Below are 25,577 nucleotides of genomic sequence, written 5' to 3' on the forward strand. Positions count from 1 at the left end.
GCAGAACTTCCTTGTTCGAGTAGCGGTGGATGCGGCGGGTGCGTCATGCGCCCCGTACGACGATCGCGTGCACGCGGTACGGGCCGTGCGCGCCCAGAATGATCGTTTGCTCGATGTCGCCCGTGCGCGACGGGCCCGACACGAAATTGACCGCACGCGGCAGCTCGCCGCGCTCCGCGCGAATCAGCGCGAACGCGTCTTCATGACCGGCGACGATGCGCGACGCCGGCACGATCGCGATGTGGGTTTCCGGGAGCAGGCCGGCCGATGCATAAGTGTCGGGGCCGGACAGCAACACCAGCGACCCCGTTTCGGCGGTCGCGCAAAAGCAGCCTGTCAAGCCGACGAGATCGCCGTCGCGCGGCTTGCGGCACTCGACCGACAGGCCGGCGCCGGCCCAGTCGAAATCGGCCAGCGTGCGCCATGCGACGGCCTGCGTCGGCAGACCATGAGCGGCAAGATAACGGGCGGCGGCGGCAGGCACGTCGGCCAGCGTCGCGACTTCGTCGACCGTGGTCGACAGGCGTGCCGCCTCGTCGACGAAAGCGGCGACGAGATCGGCCGGCGCCGGCGGGCGCGGGCCCTGCGGATGACGGGCGAGATAGTCGGCGACGCCGTCGCGCTCCGCTGCATCGGGTTCGGCCGCGCGCCCCTGCGCCGCGCGAATGCGCGCGAGGATCTGGCGACGGGCAGCGGAAGTGTCCATGAACGGTCCTCGTGACGTTGGCGTGCAATACGTCGGATTATACCGGCCGCCCCTGCCGCGACGCACCTTCGGCCGAACGGCCAAAGCCTACTTCGACGCGTCTTCCTCGACCGGCTGCGCGATGCCGAAGACCTGCCGCAGGTACGCGAGATACGCCTTGTCGTCGCACATGCTCTTGCCAGGCGAATCGGACAGCTTCGCGACCGGCTGGCCGTTGCAGCGGACCATCTTGATGACGATCTGCAGCGGCACGTAGCCGAGATCGTTGGTGAGGTTGGTGCCGACGCCGAACGCGAGCTTGCAGCGGCCGCGGAACCGTTCGTACAGCTGCATGACCTTCGGAATGTCGAGCGCGTCGGAGAACACGAGCACCTTGGTGCGCGGATCGCACCGGTTCGCCTCGTAATGGCGCAGCATCCGCTCGCCCCAGTCGAACGGATCGCCCGAATCGTGGCGCGCGCCGTCGAACAGCTTGCAGAAGTACATGTCGAAGTCGTTCAGGAACGCGTCCATGCCGTAGACGTCCGACAGCGCGATACCGAGATCGCCGCGATATTCCTTCGCCCACATCTCGAAGCCGTAGATCTGCGAATCGCGCAGCCGCGGGCCCAGCGCCTGGCACGCCTGCAGGTATTCGTGCGCCATCGTGCCGAGCGGCGTGATGTCGTGCTTCATCGCGTACAGCACGTTGCTCGTGCCCGCGAACTGCGGGCCGAGCCCGTCGCGCAGCGTGAGCGCGACTTCCTCGTGCCAGACCTTCGAGAAGCGCCGGCGCGTGCCGTAGTCGGCGATCTTGCAGTCGGCGAATTCGGGCTTCGCGCCGAGCAGCTTGATCTTCTCGCGCAGCCGCTCGCGGCCTTCGCGATAGTCGGGCTCGCGCTGCGTGTTGCGGAAATAGACTTCGTTGACGATCGCGAGCACCGGAATCTCGAACAGGATCGTATGCAGCCACGGCCCCTCGATCACGACGTCGATCTCGCCGTTGCCCTTCGGCGACGGCGTGATCGAGATGTACTTCTCGTTCAGGTGGAACAGCGCGAGGAAATCGACGAAGTCGCTCTTGATGAAGCGCATGCGCCGCAGGTAGTCGAGTTCGACGTCGGAAAAGCGCAGCGAGCACAGGCCGCGCACCTCGTCGCGAATCTCGTCGATGTACGGGACGAGATCGACGCCGGGCGTGCGGCACCGGAAACGGTATTCGACGTTTGCGGCGGGGAAGTGATGCAGGACGACCTGCATCATCGTGAACTTGTAGAGATCCGTGTCGAGCAGCGAAGTGATGATCATGATGACGGCAGCGCCAATATCGTGACCGGCCCCGGCGCACCGCGCGCCGCCCGGTCTGTCGGTCATGTTACCCGAATGCGTGCCGGACCATCGCGAAACCGCCCCGCCGGCTCGCGCTTCGCGCCGCCGGTGCGTGTGCGGGTATCCGCGTTGCGCACCCCATAAACTAATCACGAAACGATATAAGCCGGATAGCCGACCACGACATGCGGGTTTTGCGCTTCAGTTACAATGCCGCTTTTGGCGCAAACGCCACCCCATATACCGCCAAGCAGGAGCGTTTTAATGACTCACGTTGTGACCGAAGGCTGCATCAAGTGCAAATACACGGATTGCGTGGATGTGTGCCCGGTGGATTGCTTCCGTGAAGGTCCCAACTTTCTCGCCATCGATCCGGACGAGTGCATCGACTGCGCCGTGTGCGTCGCCGAATGCCCGACCAATGCGATCTATGCCGAAGAAGACGTTCCGGGCGACCAGCAGCAGTTCACCGAGCTGAACGCCGAGCTGGCGAAGAACTGGCCGTCGATCACGAAGACCAAGCCGGCGCCCGCCGACGCGGACGAATGGAAGGACGTGCAGGACAAGCTGCACCTGCTCGAGCGCTGATCGCGCGGCGGCCGCAAAAAATTTTTATGTGTCGCGGCTCCAAAGTATTGACAGGTTAGCGAACACTCCATACAATCTCGTTTCTCTGCTGTTGTTGTTTGTTCCCCGATAGCTCAGTCGGTAGAGCGCCGGACTGTTAATCCGTAGGTCCCTGGTTCGAGCCCAGGTCGGGGAGCCAAAAACGCAAAGGCCCGTTGAAAGTGGACGGGTTTTTTGTTGGAAAGCACAACACGCAGATGTACCGATTTATTCCCCGATAGCTCAGTCGGTAGAGCGCCGGACTGTTAATCCGTAGGTCCCTGGTTCGAGCCCAGGTCGGGGAGCCAAATAGCGAAAGGCCCGTCATTCGACGGGCCTTTTGTTTTTCCGGCCACCGTTCCGTCTTTCTGCTTTTCGTGGCCCGGCCATGCGCATGCTAGAGTCTCTGTCCCGCATTCGCATCCTCCGGTTCCGTCGATGAAGCATCGCCTCCTCCGTTTCGCCCCCGTCGCCCTCCTGCTCTCCGCCTTCGCCGCCGCACCGCTCGCGCACGCGGAGGAAGTCGGCAGCGTCAACACCCATTTCCGCGTCACGGGTTCCGACCGCGTGGTCGTCGAGGCCTATGACGATCCGGTCGTGAACGGCGTGACCTGCTACGTGTCGCGCGCCCGCACCGGCGGCATCAAGGGTACGCTCGGCGTCGCCGAGGATCCGAGCGAAGCGTCAATCGCGTGCCGGCAGGTCGGCCCGATCAGCTTCAAGGAGCCGCTCAAGCAGCAGGCCGACGTGTTCAGCGAACGCATGTCGTTCATCTTCAAGACGCTGCACGTCGTGCGCGTGGTCGACAAGAAACGCAACACGATCGTCTACCTGACCTACAGCGACCGTATCGTCAGCGGCAGCCCGAAGAACGCCGTCACCGCGGTGCCGATGCCGGCCGGCACGACGATTCCGCTCAAGTAAGCCCGCACCCGCCGGGCGCGCGAGCGATACACTGTCGGTTCGACCGCTCCCGCGCCCGATCATGCCCGCCACCCGCCTTCCCGATTCCGCACGCTACTGGCGCACGCCGCTCGTGCCGGACGCGGATCTGCTCACGGCCACCTACCGCGATCACGCGTTCGCGCCCCACTGGCACGACGCGTACACGATCCCGGTGATTCTCGAAGGCGCGGAACGCTTCACCTACCGCGGCACCGGTTATGTCGCCGAGACAGGCACCGTGCCCGTGATCAATCCCGGCGAAGTGCATACGGGCTCGCGTGCCGCCGACGAAGGCTGGTGCTATCGCGTCAGCTACATGCCGGTCGAATTCATCCGCGAACTCGCGAGCGCGATCGCGGGCCGCCCGCAGGATGCACCGTGGTTCGCCCCCGGCGTGATTCGCGACGCCGATCTCGCGGCGCGGCTCACGCGGGCGCACCGGATGCTGGAAGCCGGCAGCGAGCGCGCGCTGTCGTCGCATGCGCGTGCGCCCGGGCAGCCGGTAGACGATCCGGCGGCCGGCGATCCGCGCCCGTACGATCCGCTCGCCGCCGAAACGGCAATGCTCGACGCGCTGTCGACGCTGATCGCGCGCCACGCCGACGCGCGGCCGCGACCGGCGCCGCTCGCGGCCGACGAACCGCGCGTCGACGCGATGCGCGAGCGGCTCGCCGCCGATCTGACGAGCACGGTGACGCTCCACGACGTCGCACAGGCGGCCGGCCTGTCACCGTTTCACGCGGCGCGCCTGTTCACGCGCACGACCGGCATGCCGCCGCATGCGTGGCGCAACCAGTTGCGGCTGCAGCGTGCGCTGGCGCCGCTGCGCGCGGGCGTGCCGGTCGCCGATGTCGCGGCGGCCAGCGGCTTCGTCGACCAGAGCCACTTCACGCGGCATTTCAAACGGATGTTCGGCGTGCCACCCGGGCGCTGGCAGGCAAGCTGACGCGCGGCTTCCCGCAGCCGGCCACCACGCTGCAACTCGCTCCGGCCCTCACTCGGGCACCGGCCCCGCTTCGGCGAGCGCAAGAACATACAAGCCGGCCCGCCAGCGGCCCGCTATCCTCCCGCTCATGGAGGAGCGCTTCTTGAACAACACACCCGCATCGCCCCCGCGCCGCCCGCTCAACGAATGGCTCGACGGCGCGCGCGACACGATTCCGATGATGATCGGCGCCGCACCGTTCGGCGTGATTTTCGGCACGCTCGTCGGCGGCGGCCCGCTCGCCGCATGGCACGGCGCACTGATGTCGCTCGCCGTGTTCGCGGGCTCCGCGCAGTTCATCGCACTCGGCCTGATCGCCGGCAGCGCGAGCTTCGTCGTGGTGCTTGCCACGACGCTGATCGTGAACCTGCGCCACCTGTTGTACAGCGCGACGCTCGCGCCCTATGTCGCGCACCTGCCGCTGCGCTGGCGCGCGACGCTCGGCGCGCTGATGACCGACGAAGTGTTCGCGGTCGCCTACGGGCACTACCGGCACCACCCGCCCGGCACGATCGGCCCCCACTACTTCTTCGGCTCCGGGCTCGCGATGTACCTGAACTGGCAGGTCTGGACGCTCGCGGGCATCGGCTTCGGCACGGCGTTCCCCGGCCTGCAGTCGCTCGGCCTCGATTTCGCGATGGCGGCGACGTTCATCGCGATCGTCGTCCCGCAGCTCGGCACGCTGCGCTATTTCGCGGCGGCCGCCACGGCCGGCACGCTCGCGTACTTCTGGCAGAGTTGGCCGTACAAGCTCGGGCTGCTCGGCGCGGTCGCCGCCGGCGTCGCGATCGGCGTCGTGCTCACGCTGCGGCACGATCGCACGCGCGCCCGCTCTCGCCCGGAGGCCGCATCGTGAGCTACGCGCTGTTGATCCTCGGCATGGCCGTCATCACGTACGCGATCCGCTCGACGCTGTTCCTGTTCGGCGAGCGGCTGACGTTCCCGCCGCTCGTGCGCACCGCGCTCGGCTTCGTGCCGGTCACCGTGCTGACCGCGATCATCGTGCCGATGACCGTCTCGCCGCATGGCGGCACGGCCGAACTGACGTGGCGGAATCCGCAGCTCGTCGGCGCGCTCGCGGCCGTACTCGTGTCGGCCGCGACCCGCCGCCCGCTCGTGACGATCGCCGTCGGGCTCGGCGTGTTCTTCCTGTGGCAAGGGGTCGTCCTCCCGCACTGGCCGCCGGCCTGAGCGCACGCTCCACCGCGCGCGCTCAAGTTTCCGCCCGGCGCGCCGATATAGGAGAGGAAGACCCGCCACCGGCCCCGGCGCGCACCGGTCAGTCGACGCTGCGCCCGCTCCGGTGCGCCGTGCCGGCGCCGGCTTGCGCGGGCCGCCATCGAGACGATTCATGGGCCAGATCACCCTTTCCCTCAAGGACGACACGCTCGAGTCCCTGCGCAAGGACTACGACGCGTTCGTGCGCGTGTCGCTGAAACTCGACCCGCAATTCGCGACGCCGTCGTTCGAGGATTTCCTGCGCGCGAAGCTGCTCGACAACATGGTGCCGCTGACCGAGCACGCCGTGCAGCGAATGCTGCAGGGCGGCCAGTACGCGTGGGCCAAGCGCGCGCTCGACAAGGAATTCCCGGACGTCGTCGCGATCCTGATGCGGCAGGCCGGCGAATTCGGCTTCGGCTTCGCGTCGCGCTCCGAATGGACGCCCGACGAACTCGCGAAGGCGTGCCGCGACTGGGCGAAGGCGATCGTCGCCGAAGCGCAGGGCGACGCGTCGCTGATCGACCCGCTCGCGTCGCAGATCAAGGGCGCGGCGCAGGACATCCAGACGCTCGAGGAACTGATGCAGACGCCTGCGTGGCGGCTCGCGGAATCGCTGCGGCAGCGGATCTACGAGGCCAAGCTCGCGTGCGAGATGAGCGTCGGCAGCACCGCGCGCGACAAGCTCGGCGAACTGCGCGGGCTGCTGCGGCTCGGGCTCGCGCACGGCTCGTTCCAGAAGCAGGAAGCGCAGCAGATCATGGAATACCTGCGGCTGCTGAAGCCGGAGATCTTCGTCGAGGAACCGTACGACGTCTTCGCGCGGCTCGCCGCGTGGCTGCGCAGCGTGTTCACGCCTGCCGCGGTGCGGCCGGCCCAGGGGCAGGGGCAAGGCCAGCGCCGGCCGTAAGCGCGTCCCGCCGACCGTCTTAGTTACCCCACGAAAACGGCCCGGCTCGCGCGAAGCGAACCGGGCCGCCGGACGATCGCCCGTCGCGACGCGTCGTCCGAAGGCGAGCATCGCGACGGCGCCGGGCACCGCTTACTGCGTGGCGCCCTGGGCCGATGCACCGCCCTGCGTGCCGACCGATGCGCCGCCCTCGGTCGCGTCGTCGGCCTTCGCCTTCGCCTTGGCCGAACCCGCATGGCTCTTGGCCGACTTCGCCGCATGCTTCGCGTGCTTCTTGGTCGAATGGACGGCCGACGACGTCGTGTCCTTCGCGCCATCGGCTGCCGCGCCGACCGCATCGGTCGCACCGGTCGTCGCATTGCCCGACGCGTTCGCGCCGGCACCGCCCTGCACGCCTGCACCGGCAGCTGCCGCCGGCGTCTGCGCCTGCACGCCGGCACCGGCCGCGCCTTGCGTGGTCGTGCCCGTCTGGGCGAATGCGGCCGAAGTGGCGAACGCCGTCAGCGCGGCACCGATCAGCATCGTACGAATCTTGGACATGGCAATTCTCCTCAAGAAGTTGTGCGCCCGGACCACGGCGATGCGGTCCGTTGCATGCCCCACCGCAACACGCGGCAGGTACGACAGAAGACCGGCGGCCCGCGCGACCGGTTCGCGAATCTCTCAGACTGTTACCCACCGTTTAATTTGCTGACGAATCGCTCACAGTCCTTTACATCCGCTGGCGACGACCCCGCGCTCGCGTGCCGACGCGCGGTGCCGTATGATGCGGAGCGTTTCCTTCCGCGCGTTGCGCACCTTCCTCGTCATGCCCAATCTGGATTTCACGCTGACCGGCGAATACGTCGAGTTGCACAACCTGCTCAAGATCACCGGCCTCGCGGACAGCGGCGGCACCGCGAAGCTGATCGTCGCGTCCGGCGCCGTGAAGGTCGACGGCGCGGTCGAGCTTCGCAAGACCTGCAAGATCCGCGCGGGCCAGGTCGTGCTGCTCGGCGACACGCGCATCGCGGTACGCGAAGCGTAGCGACCGCGGGGGTTCCCCTGCCCGTGACATGGCCATCGGCGCACGCGTTCGACACGGTACGCATAAAGCCGTAAGCTAGCCGTCTCTCAAAATAAATACACAGAGCGCGGGCCCGCACCCGCGCGAGCGCCCATTCCATGTCGCATTCCGGTCTCACGCGGACGGCCGCCGCGCCGCCGTCCTTGTCCAGTCATGCCGCCGATACCGCGCGCCTCGCCGCGCCGCTCGCGATCGCGCAACTTTCCCAGATGGCGATGAGCGTCACCGACACGGTGCTGCTCGGTTCGCTCGGCCCCGATTCGCTCGCGGCGGGCGGGCTCGGCGCGAACTTCTTCTTCGTGATCGTGACAATCCTGCAAGGCGTGCTGTCGTCGGTCAGCGTGAGCGTCGCGCATGCGCGCGGCGCGCAAGCCGAGGACCGCGTGCCGCACATCTACTGGACCGGCTTCGCGCTGTCCGTGCTGCTCGCGATTCCGGCCATCGTCGCGCTGTCGCTCGCCGAACCGATCCTGCTGATGTTCCACGAGCCGCCGCTGCTCGCGCATCACGTCGGCGAATACACGGGCATCCTGCGCTTCGCGGCGCTCGGCAGCCTGATCGGCGTCGGGCTGATGCGCGCGTTCCTGCCGGCGATCGGCGCCGCGCGGCGGCTGCTGTGGGTGTCGATCGGCGGCGTCGGCGTCAACGGCGTGCTGAACTACGGGCTGATCCACGGCGCATTCGGGCTGCCGCGCCTGGGCTTTCTCGGCTCGGCCGTCGCGACGACGATCACGATCTGGCTCACCGCGCTCGCGCTGATCTGGCTGCTGCACGGCCGGCAGCGCTTTCGCCATTTCGTGACCGCCGCGCGCCCGAAGCTGCCCGTGATGGGCGAGCTGATCGGCATCGGCTGGCCGGTCGCGATCACGTATGGCGTCGAATCGACGCTCTTTCTCGCCACCGGCCTCACGGTCGGCGTGCTGGGCGCGACGTCGCTCGCCGCGCACCAGATCGCGCTGAACGTCGCGTCGGTGTCGTTCATGGTGCCGCTCGCGATCGGCCAGGCGGCGAACGTGCGCGTCGGCTACTGGGTCGGCGCGGGCTCGCCCGTCGCCGCGCGGCACGCGGGCTTCGTCGCGCTCGCGCTCGGCGTCGGCTTCATGTCGCTGTCGGGCCTCGTGATGATCGTCGCGCCGCATACGATCGTCGGCCTGTACCTGCACCTCGACGATCCGGCCAACGCGGCGACGGTATCGCTCGCCGCGTCGCTGCTCGGCATCGCCGCGGTGTTCCAGATCGTCGACGGGATGCAGACCGTCGCGTCGGGTGCGCTGCGCGGCCTGAAGGACACGCGCATCCCGATGCTCGCCGCGACCTTCGGTTACTGGGGCATCGGCTTCCCGACCGGCTACTGGTTCGCGTTCCACGCCGGCCTGGGCGCGCGCGGCCTGTGGTGGGGGCTCGCGGCCGGCCTCGCGAGCGTCGCCGCGCTGATGGCCTGGCGCTTTCACCGCAAGACCACGTCGCTCATCGCGGCGGCGCGCTAGCGCCTGTTTGCGCGCGCAACGCGCCCTGGGCGCGACACGACACGAAATCGCGGCCGGCGCTATCCTTGTCGGCTGAGCACCTCGAGACGCCGCGCAAGCGGCGCGACTGCCTCACGATACGTCTGATTACGTCTGACGCCGCGCGACGACGCGCGGCCTTTCCCCTTTCCAGGAGGAGTGCATCATGAACGAAGCAGTTCGGATGGAACGCGACACGTTCGGCGAGATCGCCGTGCCGGCCGACCGGCTCTGGGGCGCGCAGACCGAGCGCTCGCTGCAGAATTTCCGGATCTCGACGGAGAAGCAGTCGCCCGAGCTGATCCACGCGCTCGCGATCGTCAAGCGCGCCGCGGCGGCCGTCAACCAGTCGCTCGGCGTGCTCGCCGACGACAAGGCACACGCGATCATCGCGGCCGCCGACGAGATCATCGCCGGCAAGCATCCGCGCGAATTCCCGCTCGCGGTGTGGCAGACGGGCTCCGGCACGCAGACCAACATGAACCTCAACGAGGTGATCGCGAACCGCGCGAGCGAGCTGATGGGCGGCGAGCGCGGCGAGGCGCGCAAGGTTCATCCGAACGACGACGTGAACCGCGGCCAGTCGTCGAACGACGTGTTCCCGACCGCGATGCACATCGCGGCCGCGTATGCGATCGTCAACCACCTGCTGCCGGCGCTGCGCACGCTGCGCGCGACGCTCGACGCGAAGTCGAAGGCATTCGCCGACATCGTGAAGATCGGCCGCACGCACCTGCAGGACGCGACGCCGCTCACGCTCGGCCAGGAGTTCTCCGGGTATGTCGCGCAGCTCGACCAGGGCATCCGTCACGTCGAATCGGCGCTGCCGCACCTGTACGAGCTCGCGCTCGGCGGCACTGCGGTCGGCACGGGGCTGAACGCGCATCCGGCGTTCGCGGTGCGCGTGGCCGACGAGATCGGCCGTCTGACGAAGCTGCCGTTCGTGACCGCGCCGAGCAAGTTCGAGGTGATGGCGGCCGCCGACGCGCTGGTGTTCGCGCACGGCGCGCTGAAGACCGTCGCGGCGAGCCTGATGAAGATCGCGAACGACGTGCGCTGGCTCGCGAGCGGCCCGCGCTGCGGGCTGGGCGAGCTGTCGATTCCGGAAAACGAGCCGGGCAGCTCGATCATGCCGGGCAAGGTGAATCCGACGCAGTCGGAAGCCGTGACGATGCTGTGCTGCCAGGTGTTCGGCAACGACGTCGCGGTCAACGTCGGCGGCGCGAGCGGCAATTTCGAGCTGAACGTGTTCCGGCCGATGATCGCGCACAACGTGCTGCAGTCAGTGCGGCTGCTCGCCGACGGCGCGCAGAGCTTCAACGATCACTGCGCGGTCGGCATCGAACCGAACCGTTCGCGGATCGACCTGCTGCTGAACGAATCGCTGATGCTCGTGACGGCGCTCAATCCGCACATCGGCTACGACAAGTCCGCGCAGATCGCGAAGAAGGCGCACAAGGAAGGCACGACGCTGAAGGCGGCCGCGCTCGCGCTCGGCTACCTGACGGAAGCGGAATTCGATGCGTGGGTACGCCCCGAGCAGATGATCGGGACGCGGTAACGGCGGAACGACGGGCGCGGCGCGACGAGCGCGGCGCCCGCGGCACTCAGACGGTGCCCTTCGCGACTTCTTCCGGCTTCATCTCGACGATCTTGTCGAGCGCGGCCCGCACGTCGGCCGCATATTTCGCCAGTACCCGCTGCTCGTCGGTTTCCGGCACGAACGGCGGTACCGGCACCGGGTTGCCGTTCTCGTCGACCGCGACGAACACGACGAGGCAATCGGTCGTCTGACGCAACACGCCGCCCTTCGGATCGCCGGCGTGCACCGACACATGGATGTGCATGCTGGTACGGCCCGTCGCGACGACGCGCGCCTTCAGCTCGACCAGATTGCCGACCAGGATCGGACGCTGGAAGCGGATGTTGCCGACGCTGACCGTCACGCAATAGCGGCTCGACCAGACCGCCGCGCACGCATACGCGACTTCGTCGATCCACTTCATCAGCGCGCCGCCATGCACCTTGCCGCCGAAGTTCACGGACGAAGGCTCGGCAAGGAAGCGGAATACGGTTTCGGTGCGGTCGAGGGCGGCCGGCACGGGGGACGGTTGGGGCATTGTTCTGGCTCCAGGCGGCAGGGGCGCTGTAATCGGGCCATTATACGTTGCACCGCGGCAATGCGTCGCGGCGAGCCCCGTGTGGCGGGGCTGCGGCGGCCATGCCGACGAGAGCTGTTCACGCCAATAACGGGCTTGCGCTGACCCGAGCCGAACGGCACCGGTCACCGGCGCACGGTGATGCCCTGGTCGATCGTCCCGTACATCTCGATACTGCCGCCGCGCGCTCCGGTCGCGCCCGCGCCACCGGGCGCACAGGCCGCGCAGAGGAGCGCGGCCGCCAACACACAGAAAATCGTCTTCATCTTCGCATCGCGTCACATGCGGCGGCCCGCTGCCGCCGCGTCCGGCCATTCTACGCGTGCCCTGCAACCGCCCGCGGCCGGTCCGCGCAGCGGCGCCGCCGCTGCGTTCGACATTTCATCCGAAAGCGAAACATCGAATGCGGGCACCGACTACACTGCCCCTCATCCCGCTCGACGAGACACGACGATGACCGATCAAGACGACCACCATTTTCCAGGCCTGAGCCGCATCGGCGCGCTGCTCGCCGATCCCGGCCGCGCCGCGATGCTGTGGGTGCTGATGGACGGCAGCGCGCGCCCGGCCGGCGAACTGACGATGATCGCGGGGCTGTCGCCGTCCGCGGCCAGCGCGCACCTCGCGCGCCTGACCGAAGGCGGCCTGCTGGCCCTCGACGTGCGCGGCCGGCATCGCTACTACCGCATTGCATCGGCCGACATCGCGGCCTCGCTCGAAGCGATGGCCAACGTCGCCCGCGCGGCCGCGCCGCATCGGCCGGTTCCGCCGCCGTCGCGCGCGGTCCCGGCCGAACTGCGCTATGCACGCACCTGCTATGACCACATGGCCGGCGAGCTCGCGGTGCGCATCTTCGACGGCCTCACCGCGCGCGGCTGGCTGCTCGCAAACGGCGACGCGATCGAGACCACGGAGCTCGGCACGCAGGCGCTCGCGCAATGGGGCATCGACGTCGCGCAGCAGCGCACGCGCCGGCGCCGCTTCGCGTGCGGCTGTCTCGACTGGAGCGAGCGGCGCTCGCACCTCGGCGGCGCGCTCGGCGCGGCGCTGCTCGATAGCTTCTGTTCACACGGCTGGATCGAGCGTGCTGCCCGGCCGCGCGTGCTGCGCGTCACGGTGCGCGGGCAGCAGGTTTTCGACGCGTGGCTTACGTCCGCTTGACGCCGGCATTGCAACTGCACGACAACGGCGCGCGATGGAGAGGTTTTGTTACATCGCGTGCCACTCGACTTACAAAACACCGTGCCTTGAAACAGGCCAAGCGGATATTGTGAACTCGACGGCACGAATCGACGCGCCGCGATCACGACAATGACGCTCACCATGGCCACCCTGTTCACGCTCAAGCGCACCGCCCGCTGCACGCTGCTCGCGTTCGTCGCGCTTGCGGCGCTACCGCCCGCCGTCGCGCAATCGGTCGACGCGCCGCCGAATATGGCCGCGGCGCGGCAATCGGGCGGCGATCCGCCGGGCCGCGTCGCGCGGCTCAATTACCTGTCGGGCGCCGTGACGACCGAACCGGCCGGCACCGATACGTGGTCGTATGCGGCGGTCAACCGGCCGCTGACGACCGGCGACCAGCTCTGGAACGATGCCGGCGCGCGCTCGGAACTGCACGTCGGCTCGACCGCGGTGCGGCTCGGCGAATCGACGAGCCTGTCGGTGCTGAACCTCGACGACACGACGACGCAGTTGAAAGTGGGACTCGGCACCGTGTCGACGCACGTGCGCGGTCTGCCGGCCGGCGGATCGTACGAAATCGACACGCCGAATCTCGCGCTCGGCATCACGGGCCCGGGCGACTACCGCGTCGATGTCGCGCCGAATGGCGCGAGCACGACGGTGACGATGCGCAGCGGCAGCGCGACCGTCTACGGCAGCAACGGACAGTATCCGCTGTCGCCCGGCCAGCAGGTCGTGTTCACGGGCACCGACCTGCAGGTCGCGCAGCAATCGGCCGCACCGGCCCCCGACGCGCTCGACCAGTGGGCCGCCAGCCGCGACGCGGCCGAAGCGCGCTCGGTGTCGGCCCGGTACGTGTCCCGCGACATTCCGGGCTACCAGGATCTCGACGCAAACGGCACGTGGCGCGAAACCCCGAATTACGGCGCGGTATGGGTGCCGAACAACACGCCGGCCGACTGGGCGCCGTATCACGACGGTCACTGGATCTGGCAGGCGCCGTGGGGCTGGACCTGGGTCGACGACGCGCCGTGGGGCTTCGCGCCCTATCACTACGGCCGCTGGGCGTACGTCGACGACAGTTGGGCATGGGTGCCCGGCCCGATGGTCGTCAGCCAGCCGCCCGTCTACGCACCGGCGCTCGTCGCGTTCGTGGGCAGCGGTGGCGGCGGCGGTTCCGACTGGAGCGTCGCGCTCACGGTCGGCGGCGTGGCCGCGGCCGGCTGCGCATGGTTCGCGCTCGGCCCGGGCGAGGCGTGGCATCCGGGCTGGGGCGGCTGGAGCCCGCACTACTACGACCGCGTCAACCGCAACATCGTGGTGAACAACGTCAACGTGAACAAGACCGTGAACGTGACGAACATCACGAACATCACCAACATCAACAAGACGTACGTGAACTTGCGCGCGCCGCACGCGATCACGGCCGTGCCGGCCGCCGCGTTCGTGCACGGCCAGCCGGTCGCGCACTTCGCGCAGCCCGTCGATCCGCGGCAATGGCGCAACGCGCACGTGATGCCGGGCACGCCCGGCATCGCGCCGGTGCGCCAGAGTTTCACCGGCGGGCTGCGCAATGCCGGCTACCGCCCGCCGGCGGCGATCGCGCAGCACCCGTTCGTGGCGACGCGCAATCCGGCCGTGCCGGCCGCGTATCGCGACCAGGCCGCCGCCCACCTCGCGCAGCAGGGCGGGCGCGTACCGGGGGCCGGCGCGCCCGTCGTGAAGACGAACGTACCGGCCGACTATACGGCTCGCCCGGTCCGCGTGCCGGGCAAGCCGGGCGGCGGCGCATGGGCGATGCACAACGTGCAGCTCGTGAATCCGCACGGCCCGGTCGTGCAGCCGGCCCGCGCGCCGCGCGAAGGCCAGCCGGCCGACGTGCGGGCTGGACAGCCGGGCGCACCGGCGCCGGGCATGCCGAATGTCGCGCGGCCGGCGAACGGCGAAACGCCCAACGCACCGCGTTTCGCCAACGGCGGCACGCCGCAGGCGCCCGGCAATCCGATGCCGCATCAGGCGTTCGCGCCCGGCAATGGCGTCCCGCATCCGCCGGGCGCGAACGACGTTCCGGCGCGGACGGGCGATCCGCACGCAGCGAACGCGCCGTCGCCCGTGTGGATGCAGCCGCACACGCCGATGGCGCATCAGCGCCCTGCTCCGGCTGCCGCACTGCACGCGGCGGGACAGAACGCGCTGTCGCCCGTGCGCAGCGCGGCGCTCCCGCATCCGGACGGCGTGCCGGCTCCGCAGGGTGGGCAATCCGGCGGGCGCAACGAAGCGCCTCGCGCACTGCCGCAACCGCAGTCCGACCATACCGCGCAGATTCCGCAACCGCATCCGCGCCCCGATTTCCCGACGCCGGCCCGGCATGCGCAGCCGCAACCAGAGCGGGCCGCCCCCGCGCCGCAACCACGCCCGGACTTCGCTCAACCGGCGCCCCGTCGCGAAGTCGCGCCGCCGCGCGTGAACGAGTACCGCCCGCCGGCGCCCGCGGTGCACGACATGCCGCGTCCGCAGCCGCAGGCGCCGCGCATGGAGCCGCGGCCGCAACCGGCGCCCCGCATGGAACCGCGCCCGTCGATGCCCGCCCCCCGGATGGAAGCACGCCCGCAGCCGGCGCCGCACGTCGAGGCGCCGCGCCCGAGCAGCCCGCCGCCGCAAGGCGGCCACGAAGAGCGGCATCGCCAGTAAGTGCCGCGGACATGAAACAAAAGGCTCGACCGTCTGATACCGGTCGAGCCTTTTTGCGGCGTGCGGATCGATGAAACCGCGCGGCCCCGCCGCGCGATCAGACCGCCATCGGCGCGGTCAGCGGCTCATGGTGGCGATAGCCGACGAGCGAGAAATCGGACGGCTCGATCTGCTCCAGCCATTCCGGCGCATAGACGCCCGTCTTCGCATACTCGGGCACGCGCTCGGCAATCTCGAGCCGCGGGCTTTCGTACGGGTCGCGCGTGAGCTGCCGTTGCAGCATGTCGAGCTGGTTCTCGTAGATGTGGGCGTCGCCGATGAAATACGTGAACCAGCGCGGCGTGTAGCCCGTCAGCCGGCCGACGAGCGACAGCAGCGCGGCGCCTTCGGTCAGGTTGAACGGCGTGCCGAGGCCGACGTCGTTACTGCGGATGTACAGGCACAGCGAGATTTCGCGCTTCGTCGCGTTCGGCAGGAACTGGTACAGCAGATGGCATGCGGGCAGCGCGATCTGGTCGAGCACGGCCGGATTCCACGCGTGAAACAGGATACGGCGATCGGACGGGTTCTCCATGATCGTGTCCAGGCACTGGCGCAACTGGTCGATCGCCTTGTACAGCAGCACCTTCGACGTGCCGTCCTCATCGAAACGCGTGACGATCCGGAAGCCGCGGCGCGTCGCATCGGCGATCTGCGCGTCGGCGCTCGCGTCGAGCACCTTGTAGCCCGGCCACTGGCGCCATTGCACGCCGTAGACGTCGCCGAGATCGTCCACGCCCTGGCGATACGGGTTCGCGAGCCACTGCGCGTTCTCGTTCGCGTTCGCATCCCACACCTTGCAGCCGAGCGCGCGGAAATCGGCCGCGCTGCGCGATGCGCGCAGGAAGCCGACGAGCTCGCCGATCGCGGACTTGAACGCGAGCTTCTTGGTCGTCACGGCCGGGAAGCCTTGCTGCAGGTCGAAACGCAGCATCGCGCCCGGCATGCTGATGGTGCGGATGCCCGTGCGGTTCTCCTGCCAGGTGCCGGTATCGAGAATGGTACGAACGAGATCGAGATACTGTTTCATGCGGGTTCCTTCGGCCGCGAGGGGCGGCCGCACCCGCCAATTTTAGCAAGCGTGGCGCGGAAGCTCCGGCAACGGCGCCGAAAACCCTGCCAGCGTGTCGCCGCGCTCGCGCATGCCGTGCGCGCACATCAGCCGGTAGAGCGTGACGCGCGACACGCCGAGCTCCCGCGCGGCATCCGCGAAACGGCCGCGATGGCGCAGCAGCGCCTGCTCGATCGCCTGCCGTTCGGCCGCCTCGCGCGCCTCCAGCAGCGACACCGGCGCGAGCGTCGCATAGTCGCTCAGTTCGAGGTCGGTCGCGGTGATCATCCGGCCTTCCGACATCACGATCGCGCGGCGCACGCGATTGATCAGCTCGCGCACGTTGCCGGGCCACGAATAGCCGTACAGCGACGCGACCGCGTCAGGGGAAAAACCGCGCAGGCGGCGATGCGCATCGCCCTTGAAGCGCTCGAGCATGTGGCGCGCGAGCACCTCGATGTCCTTGCCGCGCGCACGCAGCGGCGGCTCCTCGATCTTCAGCACGCACAGCCGATGAAACAGGTCCTCGCGGAAGCGCCCTTCGCGCAGCGCCGCTTCCATGTCCACGTGCGTCGCGCAGATCACGCGTACGTCGACCGGCACCGACACGTGCGCGCCGAGCCGCTCGATCTTGCCCTCCTGCAGGAAACGCAGCAGGCTCGCCTGGCTTTCGAGCGGCAGATCGCCGATCTCGTCGAGAAACAGCGTGCCGCCGTTGGCCGCCTCGACGCGGCCGATCTTGCGCTGGTTCGCCCCGGTGAATGCGCCGCGCTCATAGCCGAACAGTTCGGCCTGCAGCAGCGTCGACGGTATCGCCCCGCAATTGATCGCGATGAACGGCGCCTGCGCGCGCGACGACCGCTCGTGAATCGCGACCGCCGTCAGCTCCTTGCCCGTGCCCGACTCGCCGGAGATGAACACCGGTGCGTCCGTCGCCGCGACACGGCGGATCGTCCTGAAGAGCCCGAGCATCGCATCGCAGGTGCCGACCATCTCGCCTTCGGTACGCCCGGCGCCGACGGGCGGCGCAACGGCATCGGTCAGTGCGACCATGCCGTGCGCATGGCCGACGGTCTCGACGATGCGCGCCGTTTCGTACGGCATCGTCACGTAGTCGAAGCAATAGTCGCGGATGAGATGGCGCAGCGTCGCGTCCTGCAACTGGCCGCGCCGCGTCGCCGCGATCCAGCCGATGTGCTGAATGCTCAGGCAGGATTCGAGTTCGCGCAGATCCGACGGCTTGAAGCCCGGCGAAAAATCGAGCAGGCCGGCGGTTGCCACGCCCTGCTGCACGACGCGCCGCACGTCGCGCACGGTCTCGGCAAGATCGACGCGCCAGCCGCATTCGTCGAAATGGCCGCGCAACGCATCGTTCGGTTCGCGCGAATAGTAGATCACGTGCCGCTGATCGGCTCCCATATCCTCACCCCGTTCATCAACCGTCTAACGATTGCCGCACACGTCAGGTCGCGTGCAAAAGGATCGAATCGGGTCAGCCCAAGGTGGCTCGATTCGCCATGCCGATGCGCGGCAACGACAATGCCTCGCATGATGGCGCTTATCTTGCGTCCAGTTATTTTGATCAAACAGCTTGTTACAGGCGCAGAATACGACAAGCCCGTTTCAGCGCCGATGGCGATCCGGCCCAATCGCTCAGGAGGTCGATGCAGATCAATCATCTGCACATAGCGCATGCGCAGGAAGGGTTTCGTCATCAACACACGCGCCGATTTTCATCCTTGAAGCGGGTTGGTTGAATCAGCAATATTCCCGAGCCCCCTCGTTTCAGGCCTGAAACATTTTCAGGCGTTTTCGGCCACAATTCGCAACGCTCGCGCGCGAATCGCAATGGCGGCAATGGTCCCGGTATCGTGGCATGTATTTCGCTGAATACGGAAACGACCGGAGACAGTCACCATGCGAAAAATCCTTTTACTTTCTTTCGTGCCGACGACGCTCCTGCTTTCGGCCGCCGGCCCGCCTGCCCCCGCATGCGCGGACGAAGGCATGCGGCCGGATCGCGCGATGCTGCTTGTCGAAAATGTGCCGGTCAGGCAGCACGGCAACGGGTTCGGTATCGTGTCCGTGTCGGCGCCGCAACCGCTGCCGGCGCGCCAGGCCTCCGTGACGCTGTGGGACGAGATTCCACCGCCGCCCCAGTTGCCGATGCCGGCACCGCAACCGGGCAACATGCAGCATGCGATGGGAGGCAACGCGCGAAGCAATACGCATCCCTGATCATTTTCCGTGTCGATTCAATCAGGATTGCGTATTGAACCGACGATCCGGTCGGACGGAATGCCATCGACCGGAACCGGTATCGCCGATCTCGCGACGCAAAATGTTTTGGTGCTCCGTCCCCCGGCGGGCACTCTTTTTATTCGGACGGCCGCCGTGATGCGGGCATCCCGCGTCGCGGCGCACCGCGCAACACACGCCGATGCCCACGTGGGCAGGCGGAATCCGGCGCGCGCCGCCGTTCCGGTAAAATCGGCCCATTGCATGTCCCCTCTTCCCTGACCTTCATGACGACGTTGACCCTGATCGTCGCGCGTGCCCGCAACGGCATCATCGGCCGCGACAACCAGTTGCCCTGGAAACTTCCCGAGGATCTCGCGTTCTTCAAGCGCACGACGATAGGCGCGCCGATCGTGATGGGCCGCAAGACCCACGAGTCGATCGGCCGGCCGCTGCCCGGCCGCCGCAACATCGTCGTCACGCGCGACGCCACGCGCCGTTTCGAAGGCTGCGACACGGTCACGTCGCTCGCCGACGCGCTGGCGCTCGCCGCGCGCGACGGGGTGGCCGAGGCATTCCTGATCGGCGGCGCGCAACTCTACGCGGAAGGTCTCGCGCTCGCCGACAAGCTGGTCATCACCGAGATCGATGCCGATTTCGACGGCGACGCGTCGTTCCCGGCGCCCGACGCCGCGCACTGGCAGGAAGTCTCGCGCGACGCGCATCAGGCTGCCGCGCCGAACACGTTCGGCTATGCGTTCGTCGTCTACACACGCAAGCACGGCTGACACATTCTGCCGCACGATGAAAAAACCCGACCGGCTCACGCCGGTCGGGTTTTTCGTTGACTGTCGGCCTGCGCCGCGTGCGGCTTACTGCCCGGCGATCGTCATCTGCTCGATCAGCACCGAGCCGGTTTCCTTCGTGCCGCGCACGATCGAATCCGCACCGATCGCGACGATATGGCGGAACATCTCCTGCAGCGTGCTGGCGACGGTGATTTCCTCGACCGGATACTGGATCACGCCGTTCTCCACCCAGAAACCCGCCGCGCCGCGCGAATAGTCGCCGGTCACGTAGTTCACGCCCTGCCCCATCAGCTCGGTCAGCAGCAGGCCCGTACCGAGCTTCTTCAGCATCGCGTCGAAGTCGTCGCCCGCCTGCGTGTTCGAGCTGCGCAGCGCGAGGTTGTGCGAGCCGCCCGCGTTGCCGGTCGTTTGCGTGCCGAGCTTGCGCGCCGAATAGGTCGACAGGAAGTAGCCCTCCACGACGCCGTCCTTCACGACGCTGCGCGCACGCGTGCGCACGCCTTCCTCGTCGAACGGCGCGCTGCCCATCGCGCGCGGCACGTGCGGATCCTCGACGACCTGGATGTGCGGCGCGAACACCGGCTTGCCGAGGCTGTCGACGAGGAACGACGTCTTGCGGTACAGCGCGCCGCCGCTCACCGCCTGCACGAATGCGCCGAGCAGGCCGGCCGCGAGCGGCGCCTCGAACAGCACGGGCACCTTGCGCGTGTCGAGACGGCGCGCGCCCATCCGCGCGAGCGCGCGCTCGGCCGCGTAGCGGCCCACCGCTTCGGGCGCGGCGAGATCGATTGCGCTGCGCTTCGACGAATACCAGTCGTCGCGCTGCATGTGACGGCCGCTGCCCGCGATCGGTGCGCAGGCAATGTAGTGGCGCGAGTACGGGTAGCCGGCGAGGAAGCCGCGCGACGTCGCGAGCACGAACTGCGAGTGCTGCGCCGACACGCTCGCGCCTTCCGAATTGCGAATCTGCGGGCTGACCGCGAACGCGGCGTCTTCCGCGCGGCGCGCGAGCTCGACGGCCTCGTCGGCGCTCAGGGCCCACGGGTGGTACAGATCGAGGTCGCGCGGGTCGGTTTCGAGCAGCTCGGCTTCGGCAAGGCCGGCCGCTTCGTCCTCGGCCGTGAAGCGCGCGATGTTGTAGGCGGCGGCGACGGTATCCTTGATCGCGGCCGGCGAGAAGTCCGACGTGCTCGCGTTGCCGCGCTTCTTGCCGATGAACACGGTGACGCCGACCATCTTGTCGCGGTTGTGCTCGATCGTTTCGACTTCGCCGCGGCGCACCGACACCGACAGGCCGTCGCCCTCGGAGATTTCGGTCGCGGCGTCCGTCGCGCCGAGCGCCTTCGCATGGCGAAGGATGTCCGATGCGATTTCCTTGAGCTGGTCCTGCGTGTGCGGGAAATAGCGCGCTTGTACGTCGAGATTGGCTGCCATCGTCTTGGTATCCGGTGGCGGGCGGGCGCCCGCATGGTCAAAATGTTGCGTATCCCGCGATCATAGCAAGGTCCGGGGCCGCGCACAGACAAGCTTGGGGTGTCCGCGCCGCGATACAATGCGGCCCATGACACGCAAAACCCGAATCCAGCCGATCGAACCTGCCGTCGAGGACGACGACCATGGCTACGATCGCCCCAGCAAATCCCAGTTGAAGCGCGAAATGCACGCGCTGCAGGAACTCGGCCAGGCGCTCGTCGACCTGCCGAAGGATGCGCTCAAGCGCATGCCGATGCCCGAGGACCTCGCGGACGCCGTGCGCGAGGCGCGCCGGATCACCGATCACGAAGGCAAGCGCCGCCAGCTTCAGTACGTCGGCCGCGTGATGCGCTCGCTGACCGACGACGAAACGGCCGCGCTGCGCACCGCGCTCGACGCGCAACGCGGCGTGAACAAGGCCGCCACCGCCCGCCTGCACTGGATCGAGCGCACGCGCGAGCAACTGCTCGCGAGCGACGACGCGCTGACCGAATTCCTGCGCCAGCACCCCGACGCCGACATCCAGGAAGGCCGCACGCTGATCCGCAACGCGCGCAAGGAAGCGCAGCAAGGCAAGCCGCCGCGCTATTTCCGCGAGCTGTTCCAGTGGATCAAGGCCGCGGGCGGCGCATCCGACAGCGACGACGAAGCGGCCGACGACGCCGGAGACGACCATGACGACGAAGCGTAACCATCCGGACGAGCTCGTGGTCGGCCTCGTGTCGATCAGCGACCGCGCGAGCACGGGGATTTACGAAGACAAGGGCATTCCGGCGCTGCAGGAATGGCTCGCCGGCGCGCTGGTTTCGCCGTGGCGCGCCGAGACGCGCCTGATCCAGGACGACGCACCGACGATCTCGGCCACGCTCGCCGAACTGGTCGACGTCGCCGGCTGCGACCTCGTGCTGACGACGGGCGGCACGGGCCCCGCGCGCCGCGACGTGACGCCGGAAGCCACGCTGGCCGTGGCGACGAAGGAAATGCCGGGATTCGGCGAACAGATGCGGCAGATCAGCCTGAATTTCGTGCCGACCGCGATCCTGTCGCGGCAGGTCGCCGTGATCCGCGAAACGGCCGACCATGCGGCGCTGATCATCAACCTGCCCGGCCAGCCGAAGTCGATCCGGGAAACGCTGGAAGGGCTGCGCGACGCCGACGGCAACTCGACCGTGCCCGGCATCTTCGCCGCGGTGCCCTACTGCATCGACCTGATTGGCGGCCCGTATATCGAGACCGACGCCGCGGTGGTCGCGGCGTTCCGGCCGAAAAGCGCGCGGCGCTGAGCGTTTGCCGCGCGCCGCACGCGTGCCGGCCCGCTCAGGCGGCCGGCACGGAATCGCCTGCCGGCGCCGAGGCGGCCGGAATCAGGAAATGCTCGCGGTAGTACTTCAGTTCGTCGATCGACTCGTGGATATCGGCAAGCGCCGTGTGCATCGCCCGCTTCTGAAAACCCTTGTAGATGGCCGGCTGCCAGCGGCGGCACAGCTCCTTGAGCGTACTGACGTCGAGATTGCGGTAGTGGAAGAACCGCTCGAATTCGGGCATCCAGCGCGCCATGAAGCGGCGGTCCTGGCAAATCGAGTTGCCGCACATCGGCGACTTGCCCGGCGACACGTACTGCGCGAGGAACGCCTGCAGTTGCGCGGCGGCTTCCGCCTCGGTCACGGTCGATGCGCGCACGCGGTCGATCAGCCCCGAACGGCCGTGCGTCGACTTGTTCCAGTCGTCCATCTTCGCGAGCGTCTCGTCGCTCTGGTGGATCGCGAACACCGGGCCCTCGACCGCGACGTCGAGCGTGGAATTGGTCACGACGACCGCGATCTCGATGATGCGGTCGTTATCCGGGTCGAGGCCCGTCATTTCCATGTCGAGCCAGACGAGGTTCAACTCGTTGCGCACGAGCGCGGGCTGGCTGGCGGAAGCGGCGGTATCGGTCATGATTCATCCTGGAAAATGGCGGACCGGGCGCGCCGATGCGGCGCCGCCCGGGCGGCCGGCATCGCGTGAGCGGGGCCGGTCCGCAAGAACATATAATTCTCGCATAGAACCCTTTGGCGCCTTCGATGTCACCCTTTTCGTTCACCCTGCTGTTCGCGATCGCCGTGATCGCGATGGTCGTCACCAAGCTGTGGCTCGCGTCGCGGCAGATCCGCTTCGTCGCCGCGCACCGCAACGGCGTGCCCGCGCAGTTCAGCGCCACCATCCCGCTGACCGCCCACCAGCGCGCGGCCGACTACACGGTCGAGCGCACCCGGCTGACGATGTTCGAGATCGTCGTCAGCGCGGCCGTGCTGGTCGGCCTCACGCTGCTCGGCGGCGTGGGCGCGCTCGACACGCTGCTGACCGGCTGGCTCGGCCGCGGCTACGGGCAGCAGGTCGCCCTCGTCGCCGCGGTGCTCGTCATCACGGGCGTGATCGACGTCCCGTTCGAGTACTACCGCCAGTTCGGCATCGAGCAGCGTTTCGGCTTCAACCGGATGACGAAGCGGCTGTTCTTCACCGACATGCTGAAAAACACGTTGCTCGGCGCCGTGCTCGGCCTGCCGCTGCTGTTCGTCGTGCTGTGGCTGATGAACCAGGCCGGCCACCTGTGGTGGCTGTGGACCTGGATCGTGTGGGTCGCGTTCCAGATGCTCGTGCTGCTGATCTACCCGACCTTCATCGCGCCGCTCTTCAACAAGTTCGAGCCGCTGAAGGACGATGCGCTGCGCGCGCGTATCGAGTCGCTGATGAAGCGCTGCGGCTTCGCGGCCAAGGGCCTGTTCGTGATGGATGGCAGCCGCCGCTCCGCGCACGGCAACGCGTACTTCACGGGTTTCGGCGCATCGAAGCGGATCGTGTTCTTCGACACGCTGCTCGCGCGCCTGTCCGGCCAGGAGATCGAAGCCGTGCTTGCGCACGAACTCGGCCACTTCAAGCGCCGCCACGTGATGAAGCGGATGCTCGTGTCGTTCGTGCTGAGCCTCGTGCTGCTCGCGCTGCTCGGCTGGCTCGCGCAACGCACGTGGTTCTATACGGGGCTCGGCGTCACGCCGTCGCTCGACACCAGCAACGCGGGCGCCGCGCTCGTCCTGTTCTTCCTCGCGATTCCCGTGTTCCTGTTCTTCGCGACGCCGTTCAGCAGCCTCACGTCGCGCAAGCACGAATTCGAGGCCGACGCGTTCGCGGCCAGCCAGACCGACGCGCAGGATCTCGTCAGCGCGCTCGTGAAACTCTACGAAGACAACGCGTCGACGCTCACGCCCGACCCCGTCTACACCGCTTTCTATTACTCGCATCCGCCCGCGTCGCAGCGGATCGACCGCCTGCTGCAGCACGCATGAGCCGGCCGACCTCCCGCAAGCCGGCCGCGCGCGCGTCGGGCGCGCAACGGGCCGAAGGCCGCGTGATCGCGGCGCACGGCCGCCACTACATCGTCGCCCCCGACGACGGCGGCCCGATGCTGCAATGCTTCCCGCGCGGCAAGAAGAGCGACATCGCGGTCGGCGACCGCGTCGCGTACGAACTCGCGTCGGCCGACCAGGGCGTGATCGTCGAGATCGGCGAACGGCGCAACCTGCTGTACCGCTCCGACCAGTTCAAGTCGAAGCTGTTCGCGGCGAACCTCGACCAGTTGCTGATCGTGCTCGCGACCGAGCCCTATTTCAGCGAGGATCTGCTCGGCCGCGCGCTGATCGCGGCCGAAGCGAACGAACTGAAGCCGCTCGTCGTGCTGAACAAGATCGACGTCGAGGCCGCGCTGCCGGTCGCGCGCGAGCGCCTCGCGCCGTACCGCGCGCTCGGCTACGACGTGCTCGAGCTGTCGGTGAAGGGCGCGCCGGACGACGCACGTGCACAACTGATGCCGCACCTCGCCGGGCATTCGACGATCCTGCTCGGCCAGTCCGGGATGGGCAAATCGACGCTCGTGAACCTGCTCGTGCCCGACGCCGAAGCCGCGACCCGCGAGATTTCGGCCGCGCTCAACAGCGGCCGTCACACGACGACGTTCACGCGCCTGTACCCGCTGGAAGGCGGCGGTGCGCTGATCGATTCGCCGGGCTTCCAGGAATTCGGCCTCTACCACCTGACCGAAGGCCGTCTCGAGCGCGCGTTTCCGGAATTCCGGCCGTTGCTCGCGGACTGCCGTTTCTATAATTGTCATCATCTGCACGAGCCCGGCTGCGCGATCCTCGAAGCCGTCGCCGACGGCCGTATCGCGCCGTCGCGGCACGCGCTGTACGCGCAACTCGTGCACGAGGCGAGCCAGATCGTCCGCTGATCGCGCGACGTGCACGACGGCCGGCCGGCGCCACGCCGGCCTTCATCGACAGGAGCCGCGATGCGTTTCAAGGCACCCGACCTCGCGACCGCGCAGCATTGGGCCAACGTGCTCCAGGTGGCCGGCATCGGTTGCGAGCTGCACAACTGCTACGCGACCGGCGCGCTCGGCGGCCTGCCCGCCGACGCGTGCACGCCCGAGCTGTGGCTCGACGACGAACGCGACGATGCACTGGCCCGCCGGCTGCTCGATGCCGCGTCGCACGGCCCGTCGGCCGGCGCGGCACCGTGGCGCTGCCGGCAGTGCGGCGAAGCGCTCGAAGCGCAATTCACCGCGTGCTGGCAATGCGGCGCCGTGCGCGACCCGCTCGACGACTGAACGCACTGCGCCGACCCACAGCAAAAAGGCAGGCATCCAGCCGGCCT

Annotated in this window: 28 protein-coding genes and 2 tRNA genes; 20 read left to right on the plus strand and 10 right to left on the minus strand. The window is 68.3% G+C overall.

Annotation, left to right across the window (positions count from 1 at the left end; genetic code table 11):
* Positions 1–43: 43 nt before the first annotated feature.
* Positions 44–706, minus strand: a complete 663-nt coding sequence (locus QZM15_RS05815; RefSeq protein WP_059574025.1) for a lactate utilization protein C — start codon at positions 704–706, stop codon at positions 44–46.
* Between the two features lie 87 nt (positions 707–793).
* Positions 794–1,993 (minus strand): nicotinate phosphoribosyltransferase, encoded by a 1,200-nt coding sequence (gene pncB, locus QZM15_RS05820; RefSeq protein ID WP_050011492.1) that lies wholly within the window; start codon positions 1,991–1,993, stop codon positions 794–796.
* 285 nt (positions 1,994–2,278) lie between these two features.
* Here pncB and fdxA point away from each other — a divergent pair, with 285 nt between their 5' ends.
* The 8 genes from fdxA (at position 2,279) to QZM15_RS05860 (ending at position 6,678) form a co-directional block, all read left to right on the plus strand.
* Positions 2,279–2,602, plus strand: a complete 324-nt coding sequence (fdxA, locus tag QZM15_RS05825) for a ferredoxin FdxA (protein ID WP_011544919.1) — start codon at positions 2,279–2,281, stop codon at positions 2,600–2,602.
* Positions 2,603–2,704: 102 nt separating this feature from the next.
* Positions 2,705–2,780, plus strand: a tRNA-Asn gene (locus tag QZM15_RS05830).
* A gap of 72 nt (positions 2,781–2,852) precedes the next feature.
* A tRNA-Asn gene (locus QZM15_RS05835) sits at positions 2,853–2,928 on the plus strand.
* 130 nt (positions 2,929–3,058) lie between these two features.
* Positions 3,059–3,544, plus strand: a complete 486-nt coding sequence (locus tag QZM15_RS05840; RefSeq protein ID WP_059574027.1) for a CreA family protein — start codon at positions 3,059–3,061, stop codon at positions 3,542–3,544.
* A 61-nt stretch (positions 3,545–3,605) separates the two neighbouring features.
* Entirely contained in the window at positions 3,606–4,511 is a 906-nt protein-coding gene (locus QZM15_RS05845; RefSeq protein WP_059574028.1) for an AraC family transcriptional regulator, read from the plus strand.
* 127 nt (positions 4,512–4,638) lie between these two features.
* On the plus strand, positions 4,639–5,406 hold the full coding sequence (locus tag QZM15_RS05850) for an AzlC family ABC transporter permease (protein ID WP_059574029.1): 768 nt from the start codon (positions 4,639–4,641) through the stop codon (positions 5,404–5,406).
* Positions 5,403–5,741, plus strand: a complete 339-nt coding sequence (locus tag QZM15_RS05855) for an AzlD domain-containing protein (protein WP_059574030.1) — start codon at positions 5,403–5,405, stop codon at positions 5,739–5,741. Before QZM15_RS05850 ends, QZM15_RS05855 begins: the two co-directional genes overlap by 4 nt.
* A gap of 160 nt (positions 5,742–5,901) precedes the next feature.
* Positions 5,902–6,678 (plus strand): DUF4088 family protein, encoded by a 777-nt coding sequence (locus QZM15_RS05860; protein ID WP_302106034.1) that lies wholly within the window; start codon positions 5,902–5,904, stop codon positions 6,676–6,678.
* Between the two features lie 132 nt (positions 6,679–6,810).
* Here the strand turns inward: QZM15_RS05860 and QZM15_RS05865 are convergent, their stop codons facing one another.
* Positions 6,811–7,218, minus strand: coding sequence for a hypothetical protein (locus QZM15_RS05865; RefSeq protein ID WP_124657626.1), 408 nt, complete (start codon positions 7,216–7,218; stop codon positions 6,811–6,813).
* A gap of 268 nt (positions 7,219–7,486) precedes the next feature.
* On the opposite strand from QZM15_RS05865, the gene QZM15_RS05870 reads away from it, so the two are divergent.
* The 3 genes from QZM15_RS05870 to fumC all read left to right on the plus strand — a co-directional run bounded on the left by QZM15_RS05870 (position 7,487) and on the right by fumC (position 10,810).
* Positions 7,487–7,705 (plus strand): RNA-binding S4 domain-containing protein, encoded by a 219-nt coding sequence (locus tag QZM15_RS05870; protein WP_006486208.1) that lies wholly within the window; start codon positions 7,487–7,489, stop codon positions 7,703–7,705.
* A 137-nt stretch (positions 7,706–7,842) separates the two neighbouring features.
* Entirely contained in the window at positions 7,843–9,231 is a 1,389-nt protein-coding gene (gene norM, locus QZM15_RS05875) for a multidrug efflux MATE transporter NorM (RefSeq protein ID WP_059574033.1), read from the plus strand.
* Between the two features lie 184 nt (positions 9,232–9,415).
* Positions 9,416–10,810, plus strand: a complete 1,395-nt coding sequence (gene fumC / locus QZM15_RS05880; RefSeq protein ID WP_059574034.1) for a class II fumarate hydratase — start codon at positions 9,416–9,418, stop codon at positions 10,808–10,810.
* Between the two features lie 46 nt (positions 10,811–10,856).
* Here fumC and QZM15_RS05885 read toward each other — a convergent pair whose 3' ends face one another.
* Together QZM15_RS05885 and QZM15_RS05890 are read right to left on the minus strand one after the other, a co-directional pair.
* Positions 10,857–11,369, minus strand: a complete 513-nt coding sequence (locus QZM15_RS05885) for an acyl-CoA thioesterase (protein ID WP_023475851.1) — start codon at positions 11,367–11,369, stop codon at positions 10,857–10,859.
* A 164-nt stretch (positions 11,370–11,533) separates the two neighbouring features.
* Positions 11,534–11,674, minus strand: coding sequence for a hypothetical protein (locus QZM15_RS05890; RefSeq protein ID WP_167351605.1), 141 nt, complete (start codon positions 11,672–11,674; stop codon positions 11,534–11,536).
* 187 nt (positions 11,675–11,861) lie between these two features.
* Between QZM15_RS05890 and QZM15_RS05895 the strand changes: the two genes are divergently transcribed.
* Both QZM15_RS05895 and QZM15_RS05900 read left to right on the plus strand, forming a co-directional pair.
* A complete protein-coding gene (locus QZM15_RS05895; protein ID WP_059638245.1) occupies positions 11,862–12,569 on the plus strand; it encodes a helix-turn-helix transcriptional regulator in 708 nt (235 codons plus the stop codon).
* Positions 12,570–12,719: 150 nt separating this feature from the next.
* On the plus strand, positions 12,720–15,281 hold the full coding sequence (locus tag QZM15_RS05900) for a DUF6600 domain-containing protein (protein ID WP_302106035.1): 2,562 nt from the start codon (positions 12,720–12,722) through the stop codon (positions 15,279–15,281).
* A 97-nt stretch (positions 15,282–15,378) separates the two neighbouring features.
* Here the strand turns inward: QZM15_RS05900 and QZM15_RS05905 are convergent, their stop codons facing one another.
* From QZM15_RS05905 to QZM15_RS05915, 3 genes are read right to left on the minus strand one after another with little or no spacing between them, the layout of a single operon-like run.
* Positions 15,379–16,350: a thymidylate synthase gene (locus QZM15_RS05905; RefSeq protein ID WP_302106036.1), complete on the minus strand. Its 972-nt coding sequence runs from the start codon at positions 16,348–16,350 to the stop codon at positions 15,379–15,381.
* A 42-nt stretch (positions 16,351–16,392) separates the two neighbouring features.
* Positions 16,393–17,790 (minus strand): sigma-54 dependent transcriptional regulator, encoded by a 1,398-nt coding sequence (locus tag QZM15_RS05910; protein ID WP_060313194.1) that lies wholly within the window; start codon positions 17,788–17,790, stop codon positions 16,393–16,395.
* The gene (locus QZM15_RS05915) at positions 17,766–18,086 is read right to left on the minus strand and encodes a hypothetical protein (RefSeq protein ID WP_155634601.1); all 321 of its coding nucleotides are present in this window, start codon (positions 18,084–18,086) and stop codon (positions 17,766–17,768) included. The genes QZM15_RS05910 and QZM15_RS05915 overlap by 25 nt, the downstream gene beginning before the upstream one ends.
* Before the next feature lie 202 nt (positions 18,087–18,288).
* Here QZM15_RS05915 and QZM15_RS05920 point away from each other — a divergent pair, with 202 nt between their 5' ends.
* Both QZM15_RS05920 and QZM15_RS05925 read left to right on the plus strand, forming a co-directional pair.
* Positions 18,289–18,609 (plus strand): hypothetical protein, encoded by a 321-nt coding sequence (locus QZM15_RS05920; RefSeq protein WP_367033179.1) that lies wholly within the window; start codon positions 18,289–18,291, stop codon positions 18,607–18,609.
* Positions 18,610–18,896: 287 nt separating this feature from the next.
* A complete protein-coding gene (locus tag QZM15_RS05925) occupies positions 18,897–19,397 on the plus strand; it encodes a dihydrofolate reductase (protein ID WP_302106038.1) in 501 nt (166 codons plus the stop codon).
* Between the two features lie 84 nt (positions 19,398–19,481).
* Here the strand turns inward: QZM15_RS05925 and pmbA are convergent, their stop codons facing one another.
* Complete coding sequence (pmbA, locus tag QZM15_RS05930; protein ID WP_059574040.1) at positions 19,482–20,852, minus strand: metalloprotease PmbA; 1,371 nt, start codon at positions 20,850–20,852, stop codon at positions 19,482–19,484.
* A 127-nt stretch (positions 20,853–20,979) separates the two neighbouring features.
* Here pmbA and yjgA point away from each other — a divergent pair, with 127 nt between their 5' ends.
* Both yjgA and mog read left to right on the plus strand, forming a co-directional pair.
* Complete coding sequence (gene yjgA / locus QZM15_RS05935; RefSeq protein WP_275906232.1) at positions 20,980–21,582, plus strand: ribosome biogenesis factor YjgA; 603 nt, start codon at positions 20,980–20,982, stop codon at positions 21,580–21,582.
* Positions 21,566–22,174: a molybdopterin adenylyltransferase gene (gene mog / locus QZM15_RS05940; RefSeq protein ID WP_226289770.1), complete on the plus strand. Its 609-nt coding sequence runs from the start codon at positions 21,566–21,568 to the stop codon at positions 22,172–22,174. The genes yjgA and mog overlap by 17 nt, the downstream gene beginning before the upstream one ends.
* 34 nt (positions 22,175–22,208) lie before the next feature.
* Here the strand turns inward: mog and orn are convergent, their stop codons facing one another.
* Positions 22,209–22,829: an oligoribonuclease gene (gene orn / locus QZM15_RS05945; protein ID WP_050011510.1), complete on the minus strand. Its 621-nt coding sequence runs from the start codon at positions 22,827–22,829 to the stop codon at positions 22,209–22,211.
* 125 nt (positions 22,830–22,954) lie between these two features.
* Here orn and QZM15_RS05950 point away from each other — a divergent pair, with 125 nt between their 5' ends.
* From QZM15_RS05950 to QZM15_RS05960, 3 genes are read left to right on the plus strand one after another with little or no spacing between them, the layout of a single operon-like run.
* A complete protein-coding gene (locus QZM15_RS05950; RefSeq protein WP_302106039.1) occupies positions 22,955–24,214 on the plus strand; it encodes a M48 family metallopeptidase in 1,260 nt (419 codons plus the stop codon).
* A complete protein-coding gene (rsgA, locus tag QZM15_RS05955) occupies positions 24,211–25,152 on the plus strand; it encodes a ribosome small subunit-dependent GTPase A (RefSeq protein WP_059574044.1) in 942 nt (313 codons plus the stop codon). The genes QZM15_RS05950 and rsgA overlap by 4 nt, the downstream gene beginning before the upstream one ends.
* A gap of 60 nt (positions 25,153–25,212) precedes the next feature.
* Entirely contained in the window at positions 25,213–25,530 is a 318-nt protein-coding gene (locus QZM15_RS05960) for a hypothetical protein (protein WP_011351362.1), read from the plus strand.
* The last annotated feature ends 47 nt before the right edge of the window (positions 25,531–25,577 follow it).

Source organism: Burkholderia sp. AU44665, from assembly GCF_030504405.1.
Lineage (GTDB): Bacteria > Pseudomonadota > Gammaproteobacteria > Burkholderiales > Burkholderiaceae > Burkholderia > Burkholderia semiarida.